The organism is Streptomyces purpurogeneiscleroticus, assembly GCF_020024005.1.
Classification (GTDB): Bacteria; Actinomycetota; Actinomycetes; order Streptomycetales; family Streptomycetaceae; genus Streptomyces; species Streptomyces purpurogeneiscleroticus.
Window position 1 is genome coordinate 49,172 of the sequence record NZ_NHSG01000178.1, and the last position, 11,803, is coordinate 60,974.

Annotated in this window: 9 protein-coding genes and 1 pseudogene; 9 read left to right on the forward strand and 1 reads right to left on the reverse strand. The window is 67.2% G+C overall.

What is annotated here, in order from left to right; all coding sequences use genetic code 11:
* Positions 1-63 precede the first annotated feature (63 nt).
* From CCS38_RS11095 to CCS38_RS11120, 6 genes and pseudogenes are all read left to right on the forward strand, one after another.
* Positions 64-258, forward strand: a pseudogene (locus CCS38_RS11095) (hypothetical protein); the annotation flags it as partial.
* Between the two features lie 749 nt (positions 259-1,007).
* Positions 1,008-1,577 carry a Crp/Fnr family transcriptional regulator gene (locus CCS38_RS11100; protein WP_223733056.1) on the forward strand — a complete coding sequence of 190 codons (570 nt, stop codon included), beginning with the start codon at positions 1,008-1,010 and terminating at the stop codon, positions 1,575-1,577.
* Between the two features lie 105 nt (positions 1,578-1,682).
* A complete protein-coding gene (locus CCS38_RS11105; protein ID WP_223733057.1) occupies positions 1,683-2,480 on the forward strand; it encodes a hypothetical protein in 798 nt (265 codons plus the stop codon).
* Positions 2,477-4,519, forward strand: a complete 2,043-nt coding sequence (locus CCS38_RS11110) for a hypothetical protein (RefSeq protein ID WP_223733058.1) — start codon at positions 2,477-2,479, stop codon at positions 4,517-4,519. The genes CCS38_RS11105 and CCS38_RS11110 overlap by 4 nt, the downstream gene beginning before the upstream one ends.
* 56 nt (positions 4,520-4,575) lie before the next feature.
* Entirely contained in the window at positions 4,576-5,271 is a 696-nt protein-coding gene (locus CCS38_RS11115; RefSeq protein ID WP_223733059.1) for a hypothetical protein, read from the forward strand.
* Positions 5,268-5,654, forward strand: a complete 387-nt coding sequence (locus tag CCS38_RS11120; protein ID WP_223733060.1) for a hypothetical protein — start codon at positions 5,268-5,270, stop codon at positions 5,652-5,654. Before CCS38_RS11115 ends, CCS38_RS11120 begins: the two co-directional genes overlap by 4 nt.
* Before the next feature lie 317 nt (positions 5,655-5,971).
* On the opposite strand, the gene CCS38_RS11125 is transcribed toward CCS38_RS11120, so the two are convergent.
* Entirely contained in the window at positions 5,972-6,712 is a 741-nt protein-coding gene (locus tag CCS38_RS11125; RefSeq protein ID WP_223733061.1) for a hypothetical protein, read from the reverse strand.
* 1,109 nt (positions 6,713-7,821) lie between these two features.
* Here CCS38_RS11125 and CCS38_RS11130 point away from each other — a divergent pair.
* The 3 genes from CCS38_RS11130 to CCS38_RS11140 all read left to right on the forward strand — a co-directional run bounded on the left by CCS38_RS11130 (position 7,822) and on the right by CCS38_RS11140 (position 11,801).
* Complete coding sequence (locus tag CCS38_RS11130; protein ID WP_223733062.1) at positions 7,822-8,103, forward strand: hypothetical protein; 282 nt, start codon at positions 7,822-7,824, stop codon at positions 8,101-8,103.
* A 7-nt stretch (positions 8,104-8,110) separates the two neighbouring features.
* Positions 8,111-8,878 (forward strand): helix-turn-helix domain-containing protein, encoded by a 768-nt coding sequence (locus CCS38_RS11135; protein WP_223733063.1) that lies wholly within the window; start codon positions 8,111-8,113, stop codon positions 8,876-8,878.
* 2,254 nt (positions 8,879-11,132) lie between these two features.
* Positions 11,133-11,801, forward strand: a complete 669-nt coding sequence (locus CCS38_RS11140) for a hypothetical protein (protein ID WP_223733064.1) — start codon at positions 11,133-11,135, stop codon at positions 11,799-11,801.
* Positions 11,802-11,803: the final 2 nt, after the last annotated feature.

Consider the following 11,803-nt stretch of genomic DNA (forward strand, 5'->3'; position numbering starts at 1 on the left):
CGGACCACTTGCAGGGCGGCGCGGCCACGCTGGCTAATGACGTCACATGCCTGAGAGACGATCATGGATATTGTCTCCCAGGCGAGCAGTTGTCTGCGTACCGCCAGTCGCACTTGCAGCATCCTGCGGGCTACATCCCAGTACCGCATTCCCAGCGACGCTGTGCGGGCCGGCATCGCTCGCCGCATCGTCGCGGCCACTGGTATCGCACCCGAAGACGCCCCCGGTGACCGCCGCTGGGTCGCCGTACGCCACGCCAACTTTCGTGGCCTGCTCTTCGCACCCGCGAGGATGGTCCCGCTTCGCCCCGTTCATCGAGTCGAGGTCGGACGCGATCATCGTTCGATGACCCTCGCTGGCCCTGCAGCCTGAACGAACAGCCTCAGTCAGAATGTAGCCGCACGCATCCGGTGCCGCCGTCTCGGCACCGGCAGGCCGATGAGGCAGACGATATCGACTGCGTCGTATCGATCAGCTACAGCGCCGCCCGCCCCGGTAGACACTCGGCTGATACCTGCACCGAGCAGCCGCTGACCTTACCTCATAGGGAGGCCAGCGGCGGAACGCCGTACCCAGCCGCCCGCTTGGCAGACATGGCATACGAGCGCGGGCATTGGCCTCGGCCGGCTGACTTGCCGCCAAGGTCCACCGGCTCGGATAACTGCTGTCGCCCGCCCTCTCCTTCCGGACAGCGATCGGACCACGCCCTAATCACATCAGCACCGACCGGGATGTGTGCCTGTGGAGGCTGAGCCGCTAGCGATACTCGAGAACGTGACGCGCAGAGAGAGTCCCCGACATTGCGATGGCTAGCTGTCGACAGCAGTGATCGTGATGGCCGAAATCTGCCTATTGAGCTTGTACATCACGAGTTGAGAGCATCGTGACGAACGGAGTACAGGATTCGGGGGAGATCTATGTACCAGCAGCATGCTGCCGTGATGGGCCATGATTTATGGGACCGTTTAGCCGCTACGGCACCTGCCCGTCTCCGCCCCGCTCGGAGCATGCTGCTGCGGCAAGGTGATCCCGGTACGCACGTGTTACTCCTGGCCTCCGGTTCGGCGCTGGTGACGCTGACCGGTGCGAACGGGGAGCAGACGCTGCTGGCGGTGCGGGGAGCGGGCGAGCTGCTGGGCGAGCTGGCGGTTCTGGACAACCAGCCACGCAGTGCGTCGGTCATCGCCGCCGAGGAATGCCGCGTGCACGTCGTCGCAGCCGAGCATTTCCGCCCGTTCGTGGAACGTCACGGTCTGCTGGCCCCGCTACTGCGACACTCGATCGCACGAGTGCGCGAGGCGGAGACGGTGCGCCTGGAGCTGGCGACGGCGCCCGTTCCCGCGCGGCTGGCCTCGGCGCTCGGCCGCCTGGCTCGCGCCTCCTCCGCGCCCGACGGGACGTACACGGTGCGCCTGACGCAGGCCGAGCTGGCCCAAATGGTCGGCTCTTCGCGAAACGCGGTGGGAATGGCACTCAAGCCGTGGCGAGAGCAGGGATGGCTGGCAACAACGCCTTCCGGTGGCCTCTTGGTGCGCGACATCTCTGCCATTCAGGATCACGCGCGCGTCCAGAGGTGACCTACCGCACGCATGCGGTGCCCACTGCTGGGCATCGCGCCATGCGGGACACCTACAGCATGAGGCGACCACCCAGTCTCCTACCGCTGAAAGGCATGGTTTCCCATGACACTCCCCCTCCCCTCCGGAGCGGCCGACGTGCCGGCGGAGTACGCCCTCCTAGCCGTCGACATGAAGGAATACAGCAAGATCCCGGAAGACAAGATGGCACCGGTCCGCACCGACCTGGACGACATCCTGACCACTGTGTTCGCGCAGAGCGGGATAACGGACTTTGCCGAGCTGGAGAACGGCTACAAGGACCGTGGTGACGGCGCCGTCTACGTCCTGGACCGTCGGCACACCGCACGCCTGGTCGACCCGTTTCTCAGCCATCTCCATCACGCGCTGGAGCGGTACGACCGCACGCGTTTGGAGAGCGCGCCGCAGCTACGGTTGCGCGCCAGCATCCACGTCGGGCCTCTGACACCACCGGCTCACCGCAACAGGGCGCTGGTGGAAGTCTGCCGTCTCGTCGACAGCGACGCCGCTCGCGGAGCCATGGATGCCGCCCAGGACAGCGGAGTCCTCTTGGCCGCGGCTGTCTCCGACCCCGTCTTCCGCCGGAGCGTGGCGGAAGCCCGGACGCCGAATCTGCGCAAACGGCAGTTCCTGCACGCTCCTGCCCGCGTCAAGGACAAGCCGGGTTTTGAGGAGCCGTGCTGGCTCTTCGTCCCCGGTCTACTCCCCGCCGCGGTCCGCCCCTATCTTCCCGACGACGAGCCGCTGGCCGAACCGGAGCCCTCCTCCCCGCCAAGCGGCGGTGCTCCGGATGGCGGGGTGAAGCAGAAGGCCAAGGCCAGTGGCAAAGCACGTGTGGTCCAGGTCGGCGGCAACTACACCACCGGGGAGGGACGGCGATGACGGACACAGAGAACACCGGCGCCGGAACCAGCCAGAACGCCAGCGCCTCGGGCGGATCCCGAATCACTCAGGTCGGCGGTGACTACACCGAGCACGACCACCGCTACGTGCGCGGCTGGGAGTACCTCCACGGCGTCCGCGTCGACGACCACGAGATGGATCTAATCGAGCATGCTTTCGTCGACCCCGCTGATAGCGCGGGACCCGGTGTGGTGGCCCGCGCCTCGCGAGCGCTGCGGTCCCAGCCCGGCCAGAGCAACGTGCTGGTCCTGGTCGGCGAGGCGGGTACGGGTCGGCGTGCCGCTGCGCTGCGCGTCCTGCACGAGGCTGGAGTGTCTCGGGAACGGATCCGCTGGTTGGTGCCGGACTGGGAGCGACCGCGCACTGAGCAGGTGCCCCACACCAGCCAGCACGGCTTCGTCCTGGATTTGAAGAGCGGTCCCACGCTGTCTGAGGACTTCTATACGGGGCTGTCCGACTACCGCAAGACAGCCGAGGCCAGCGGAGCCTACCTGATCATCTTGGCCACACCGGACACCTGGAACCCCGGTTCCCTGACCACGGTCTACAGTGTGCCTCTGCCCCGTCCCCCGGCCAAAGAGATCGCCACGGCCCATGTGCGGCGTCTTGCACCGGAACGGGAGGACTGGCTCACGACAGGGCCTCTGGAGGGACTGCTGGCGCCCACGGCGCGGGCCGGGGACGCCGCGCGGCTGGCCAGAATCATCGCGCAGGCCCCGAAGGACGACCGGCAAGCGGTCGCGGAGGAGTTCAACGACTGGCGCGCTCACCTGCAGCGCTGGTTCGAGAAGCATGCAGAGCCGGATGATCTTCGTGAGCGTGCGCTGCTGCTCGCTGCTGCCCTGCTGGAGCGTGTGCCGGCCCGCATCGTGCTGCAGGCGGCGGACGAGCTCTTCTCACTGGTCGGCGGGGCCCTGCCGCGCGGCGGTCCGCTCGCCGGGCGTGACCTGGACAAACGGCTGGATGCCATCGATGCCAGTACGGTCGAGGAAGAGGCCCTCTCGCTGGACGTGGACCATCACGGTCTGTCCGAGGCGGTGTTGAAGTACGTCTGGCTGCAGCGGCCTCAGCTGCGTCAGCCGCTGCTGGAGTGGGCTTCCCGTCTCAGTGCTCCCGGCGGGACCGCCGTGAAGTACCTGCGGGAGATCGCCGATGCGTTGGTACGGCTGTCCCTGCTGCCGGGCGGGTCTATGGTGCAGTCCGTCGCAGGTTCCTGGATAAGCACAGGACGTGCCGCACACCGCGAGCTGGCCCTCGAAGTGCTGGAAGCGATGGCCCTCCACCCAGTCACTGGTCCGGGCGTCCGCAAAAACCTCTACTCGTGGGCCCAGCAAAAGAACACCAGCCCGGAACTCGCCGCCGCCATCGCCGACATCTGCGCCGGCCGACTGGGACAGACCTATCCGCGTATCGCCCTCACCCGGTTGCGGCTGCTGGCTGCGCGGGAGGATTTACGGGACCGGGCAGCAGCCTGCCAGGCGGTGCGCAAGCTCGCCGCCAATGCCGCGCAGCCTCTCTTGATCCTGTCGGAGATCATCCAGTGGACCTCCTCGGAAAGCGATGTCATCCGGCGGGTAGGCGCCGAGACGTTCCTGGCGCTGACCGAGCTCGCAGACGGGCTGCCGCTTCCCCTGCTTGCTGAGCAGTCGGCAGCCGGCTTCGAAACCGACGCGGCTGCCTGGGAGATGCTCGTGCGCGGCTGGCGCGCGGCGCTGGCAGAGAACGCCACGACACGCAAGGCCCATGAACAGCTGGATGCCTGGCTCGACTCCGCCAGCGTTCCGGACGAGCAGGTCATGCCGCTGGCCGCAGCCGTCCTGCGTACGCGGCTCGCCGAACCGGGCGCGGCAGCGGTGCTGGTGGGTTCCGCGGCCCAGACCGAACTGGGACGTGACCGGCGCAGGGCAGTCTTCGGACAGCTCCTCTCCGAGCAGTTGCACGCACCCGGCGCGGCAGAACAGCATCCGCTCGCTGCGGCAGAGAACCAGGCTCTCGTCGATACTGTCCCGCCGCAGTGAGATCGCCGCGCCGACGCCGCAGGACAACCGGCCGGATCTCCTATCCGGCCGGCGACATGGGCCATCCGTTCGACATAGGGCCCGAGCCGATGGCCAGTTGTCTTGGCAGCTCCTGCTTCACCGTGCGCATCGACGGTGCATGGCGTGCGATCCCTGGCACGCAGCCGGACCACCTCGATCCTGCGACGCCGGCGCGCGTGCATCTGCGCCGACAGGCCACCGAGGTCTTGCGGTGCCATTCGGTACTCGACCTCGGTGCCGCGCAGGACGCGGTCAACGCCGCTTTGATGCCGTGGGGCCGTCCCGCACCGGGGCTGGAGGCCACCGGTACTGCCCGCCTGTCAGTCTCACCGCGGGACCGTGAGCTGGCCGAGGAGAGCGCACGCCGGCTCCGTGCCCTCGACCTTGAGCACGAAGCAGAGATGCACCGGCTGCGCCATCTGCAGGACATCCTCTCCGACCCGGATTTGCTCCGGGTGTGGTGGATGAGCCGGTTCCCTGACCGACCTGAGCAACTCGAGCAACTGACGAGCGCGCTGGAACACCTGGCGCCGCCGGGACAACAGCCGGCCGGGCACCGGACGGAGCTTAGGCAGTTCGCCGACCAGCTCATCGACGTCCTGCACAACCCCGCACAGCAGCAGCTCCTGCTGCAGGCCGTCATCCATGCCTTCCGCGCCCTGGGCCACACCGACCTTGCTGATACTGCGGCCCGCTGGCTGGGACCGCCCGAACAGGAAAACACCCCATGAATCTCACCACCAGACGATGGCTTCTGGCTCCCTTACGGCAACTACGCACCCACCGCCTGATGAGACAGCACGGGCCTTCCCTGCCCTACAGCACCGCATGGGCCTTGATCGCCCTGCACATCGCCCCCGCAGAGCACAGCCTCGTGCGGGCCTGGGCCGCAGAGAACCTCGCGGACCGTCCCGGAGTCTGCCACGACCGCTGGGACGAACTGAGCGAGACTGAACAACGCCGCCGCCGCGTCTGGCTGCACCGCCATGGCCACTCCCCCGTCCAACTGCTGCAGCTGGACCCCGGCCTCATCGAAAGCGCCGGGATCCGTGTAACGGACTGGCAGCTCCCTCCGGACCAGGCAGAACACGCCCTTCGGACGGCTAACGAGTAGGACTGGGGCGGGGGCGTCCAAGGGCAAGCACGTGCCCCAGACACATGCCTGGACCACACGGAAAGCGCCGAAAATGGTGACGCTCGATCGACCCAATACGAGTACCAGTTGATTTTCACGTGCAGCCTGACGCGGCTACGAACACGATCGCGTCCGGGATCTCCCGGTTGCCTCGAGACCGGCGCCAACCTGGCCTGCGGGCGTGCCAGCTTCGGTGGCACGCCCGCTGGAAGCCCCGCAAATCGTCCGACATCAACCGCACGACAAGCCCGCTCGCCGTACACGCAGCACCTCGCAAGATCACAACGACCGACTAGTTACTCGCCGAAGAGGCCCGCGACGTCGACAACGCCCGAGGCCACGGTTCCGACCACGCCAAGTGCTGTTACGTAGAGACCAATGACGGTGGCCCTCTCCATTGGAGTGAGACGCCTCCAGGTCGATCCTCGCGGGATGTCCTGCAGGACATCTAGCTTGGCGCGTCGGCTGAAGAAGAGAGGAGGAAGCGTCAGTGTGAGCGCTGCCAGAGAACAGCCAAATACGACTATGGTCGCAACCCTCGGGTCAACAAGCGGCCCCTGTGGCAAAGACCCCCAGACGACCAGGACGCTCACTGCGCATACTGCGACTGTGGTGAGTACAGCCGTCCGCTGCCTGTGTGGCTCCTGAGCCTCGCTGGCTCCCCGGTTGCGCAAGAACAGCTCGATACGAGCCTGCTGCCCATGGACGAGGATGTCGTTCGTCCCTTCCACCCGGACGTGTAGCCATTTGGGCGTGATGTCGATCAGGACCTCCAGCTCGCCCCCTGGGACCTCGGCTCTGAATTGGAGGTTGTCCCAAGGGACGTGACTGTCGTAGCTGGAGGCCGAAGTGACGCTGTTGATCAGGTCCGACAGCGAGTCGGCGGTCCAGCGTGTGTTGTTGTGTTCCGTGGTCACAGTCACGTGCGTCGATGGGATGTGTCCGGTTGCGCGGGCGAAGAGTTCGGTCAGGTCGGAACGCCCGAGGCGGCAGTTCTTATAGGTGTTCTTCAGTGTCGTCGCAGGCGCACCAATCATGAAGGCCAGTATGAAGTAGCCACGTTGAGCAGTTGCAATGACCCGTTGGTTCAGTGACCGGCTTCGTGTCACCCCAGCGGCGCCACCCTGAGGAAACCCCAGACAACGTGGGGCGCGTGACACTTCGTCGAGCCGGTCGCACTCAGGCACGGTGCCGGTCCCGACGCAGCGCTCCCCCGGGATCGTGCAGTTCTCTCCGATCGCCGTGTCGGTGACCGTGACCCGGCCGTCCTGGCACGAGTCGCACATCGGCATGTGTGCGCGCCTTCAGCAGGCGTGTGAACTGCCCGTCTGCCCACAGTGCGGGAAGGTACTGGGGATTCGCCCAGCCCATGGCCGTCTCCACTCGCCGAGGCCGGCTTCCATCGTGGCGTCCGCCGGACCGGGACTGCCAGGGGCGGCTCGCGTCGTACGGAGGGCTGCCCCGCGGGGGCACGTCGGGGCCCGGCCGTGTACGGCCGGGCCCCGAACTCCGGGCTCTGGCCATCCGAGGACGGCGATCAGGCCCGACAACTTCTTCCAGGACGGAACGATGCACGGTCCGAGTGGCCCTACGGCCCTCGGGCTGGGCGCCGCTCAGCCCGCCAGCTGAGAACCCCGGTGACGCCCGTACCCGGGTGGCCGATGGCTCTCATCGCGTTGACCAGCCGCCAAGCATGATCAACGTCTTTCCCCTTGGGTCGGTTGAGTCAGCAGCCTTAAGGGGCGCGTCGCGCGGGCGATGAGTCCCGACGAAGCTGATAGCCAGTCTGGGGACCGCAACTAAACAGCAATGGGCAAGCAAGCCGGGACGGAAGATGAACCAATCCCCGGGGCACGAGCAACGACGCTGGTCACAGGAGGCCCGATCGATCTCGTGCTCATGTTGTGCCACTTAGATGGAGGTTGAGCCAACGGCCTCTGCCCTTCGACAACCCCCTAGGACCTGAGACGCTTAGCGGCTACCGGGCATGAAGCCGTCAAGCACCGTGCGGTAACTGTCCGTTCGAGCCATCGACTGCAGCTTTGGGTGCCCGCCAACACTCGCGGTCTCGGTTCGGTGAGTCAGCAGCAATCAGCCGGTGGCGGGCCGTCCCGGGCCGCCACCGGCCAGTCCCGAGGGGTATTTCATGTCCCGCATCGACGAGGCGTCAGCCTCAGCTAATTCGTCGGCGGTTCGCTTCGGCATGCCACAGGCCCTTGTGCTCGTGGCGTTTCTCGCCGCGGCCGTCGTCCTCCATCTCGTCGCGCGCATGGCGGTGCGCGACGTCGCCTTGCTCCTTACCGTCGCCGGCGGCGTCGGTGTCGCCGTCCTCCTGGCCGCACACGTGAGGGGAGGGAAGAAGGGAGGCGGCGGGCGGATGTTGCGGAGACTGCTGGCCGCAGTCCTCAGCAACGGCTCGGGGAGCTGAGGCCGACATGGCCCGTCCCGAGATGCCGATCGACTACACCGTGCGCGAGGTAGGCAACCTCGCTGCCCACCTCCGCACCCGGCGCGCCGCAGCTGGCCTGACCTACGCCGAGCTCGCCGCCTACACGCTGTGCTCCGCGGCCACCTTGAAGCGGGCCGCCCGCGGCGGCACCCGGCCGCCCGAGTGGACAACCGTCCGCGAATATGTGCGGGCGTGCGGTGCTCCGGAAGATGAGGCTCGGGCGCTGTATGTACGGGCCCATGAGGCGGCCGCAATCGCCGTGCGTACCGCGCGCCGCTCCGCGGTGGTGCCCAAGCCCCAGCTCGTCCGCGATCTAGCCGACCTCAGTGGCGCCCTGCGGGATGCGTACCGGCGGGCCGGCAGCCCCCCGGTACGCGAGATGGAGCGGCGCGCCGGGCCCGGGCGCCTGTCCCACAGCACCGCCCACGCCATCATCACGGCGCGCGGGCTGCCCAAGGACGTCCGGACCTACATCGCCTTCCTGGAGAGCTGCGAGATCAGCGGCTCGTCTCTTATCCCCTGGTTCGCCGCTTGGGCCAAGGTCCGCGACCGCGGCAGCAGGCAGCCGGTCTTCCTCGCCTCCACCCTGCGACCCAATGAGCTGCTGCTCATCGAGTGGTTCATCAGGAACTTCCCGTTGCCCTCCGACGGCAGATCCGGACTTGTCTTGGACCTCATCGACGGGCCGCGCCGACTCGACGCTGAGGGCGCTCGGCCTCGGACAGCGGGAGGCGAGGTGCGGATCGCAGCCTGACACGGCGCGGTTGGTCCCGTTGGACCCAATGGGACCAACCGGCCTCGCCGCTGGCCTGGGTGCAGGAAGCGGCGCGTCACGCTCAGGCCAGCTGACACGGTGACGGGTTGCCAGGGAAATCCTGACATTGATCCAGTTTCCACCCTCGCGGTAAGGGTCGCGCCGGATAACGCCGCGTTACCCGACGCCATCGAAGCGTTCGGGAACCGGTCGGTTGTTGAACAGAGGAAGGGGGGAGCACCGAAACGCTGTACTCCCCTCACATCGGCCTATCTGTCGCTACCAGACTCGGAGGCAGATGCACGTCCGGTCGATGAGCTTCTGCAGCACCTCGATCAGAACTCGCTGTTTTCGTTCGTCCATGAAGGGCCAGATCAGCCAAGCAGGCACTGACAGAAGCGCGAACAGCAACAGCCGAACAAACGAGAGTGAAACCACGAGCGACCTGGGGATCGGTGCGAGCACGACAGCTTCGTCAGCACGCCGAAACGGGCCCTCGGCGGACCGCTCGCGTTGCAGTGACTGCGTTAAGCTCATAAGGGAACCTTCGATCTTCCGGAAGTGGGTTCGCTTGATCAGCGAGCTGTGGGCTCGCTGGTCGAATCGGCCGGGTGGACGGCTCCACCCGGCCGATCGCCCTTGCCGGAGACGACTGTAGAACAGTCCGAGACCGTCTCTGACCTGCCCGGACTTTCTGGCGCCATCACCCGAATGGGTGAACGGTCGAATTTCCGCGGCCTAGCAGGGACCGGCCATCGATAAGCCGCCCACCTGCAGTAGTCACAGTCTGTGAAAATCGAAAAAAGTCGCCGTTTATGCCCTGCGCCTTACTCTGGGACCGAAGTTAGACGAGAGGGAATCGGCTGATTTTCGCCTACAGTGGCGCGAATTCATATGGCGTCAGGATTCCATAGGTCCGAGGGGTGAGTGCGGTGGGGTCGGCCCGTCAGGACGCCGTCAAGGCACTAGGGCACGAGCCTGAACAGCCCATAAGGCCGTGTTCTCCCAAAGCTGCCACGAAGGGAAAAGTAACTCGGCGTGTTGAACAAGTGAGCGCACAAAGCAGGACCCCGGTCAGTCGAAGTGACCGGGACCCTGCACGTTCACCCTAACTTCGCGACTTTGCGTCTCAGGCGCCAGGCGGTGACAGGTAGTCCGGGTCGCGCAGCGCGATATCGCTCACGGTGATGCCATACCTGTGCACGATCTCGTCCAACTGCTCCTGCCGCACGGCCAGAACGGCCCCCACAGCAATTCCGCATGCGGATGTGGTCACTTACGGCGCCGATTGCATCGCGCAAATGCTGCGATCAGCTTGCCCTCTGGGGAAGCCATGCCGACCGAGCCCGTGGGCAGCGCGGCCTTATAGGTGCCGCTCATGCCCTGCGCGCACGAGGCCAACCGGGTGAGGCCGCGCGGGACGCGACAGCCAGCTTCACCGGAGAGGCGAGCCCTGTCCCTCATTGCCGACGCATGGGCGATGTCGAGCAGGCGTGGCTCAGAAAAGTACGAGGTCGCCGGAGCGGGTAACTCACAGGCAGCCAGTACACGCCCGCATAGAGCTCCTGTCGCTGGCTCGGCCGCCCAGCGACGAATCCAAACCATCGAACTAAACAGACTGCCCGACGACTCGATGCCGAACTACGACACCTCTCGTACAACGAGGACAGGCCGGGGATCATTCCTCGTCCGGCACATCGAGACCCCCGTCACACTGACCCCAGGCGCCGACGTTTCGTTCTGCTGAACAGCCGGACCGGTCGGCGCATCCGGGTGGGCGGCTACAACCGGTCGTACTCGGGGGTGACCAGTGGCGGCTACGGTTCTTCGGTTTCGGGCGGACCCGTGGCGTAGCCGGACTGGAGCAGTTCACCGAGCCCGGGCACGTCCACTTCTCGGTCAGGGACACCGGACGCCCGCATTCACGACGGGGTCCGCGCCGGGCTCCTGCCTGGCAGCAGGACCGGTGGGGTCCGGGCAGGGCCGCCGGCCCACCGCCGCGCTCGGTACCCGCCGTACAAGCCTTCTCGCACCGTGTTCCCGCCGTCGCGTTCCGGCCTTAGCTTCGCGGCGCCGTGCGGTGTTCCGATCAGGGGCAGGGGTACCCGCCGACCGATTCGAACGCCAGCTTCGAACGTCAGCGAATCCTGAGGGAGGAGCCATGGCTCGGACCGAAGAGCCCCACCGCCCGGCACCTGAGCAGGCGTCAGCTGTCGGCGGTACGGCCCGGCAGGATGTCCAGCATGGTGCGCGAGTGGCGCAGGAGAAAGGGCAGGAGGTAGCGGGCACGGCCCGTGAAGGCGCGACGGAGGTAGCCAAGGAGACGGCCGCGCAGGGCCGGTACCTGTACGAGAAGGCCCGGGACCAGGCGGCCGGTGAGACCGGAGCCCAGGTCCGGCGGATGGCGGCCGGCCTGCGCCGCATCGCCGACGACCTGCGGCACATGAGCGACGAGGCCAAGCCCGACTCGCCCGCCGCGTCCCTGGTGCGGCAGGCGGCGGACCGCGGGCAGGTGCTCGCCGACCGCCTCGACCGTCAGGGCCCCGACGAGTTGCTGAACGGGATGAAGGACTTCGCGCGGCGTCGCCCCGGCCTGTTCCTGGCCGGCGCGGCACTGGCCGGCTTCGCCGTGTCGCGCGTCGGCCGGGGCATCGGCAGCGCCGCGAGCACGCCGTCCGGGGCCGCCGGTGAAGAACGCCCGTCCGTGCCTGCATCCGGTCCGTCGGTGGGCAGGGTCCCGCCGAACGCGTACCAGCCGGCGGCGTCCCAGCCCGTGCAGGAGGAGCCGTCGCAGCAGCCGCCGGACCGCCCGCTCACGACTCCGGGTCTGCCGCCGCGGACGTCGGAGGACGTGCAGTCCGTACAGCCGCCGCCCGGTTCGGCAGCGCCGCGGGGCACTCGGCGGCCCGGTGGGGAGTGGTGACC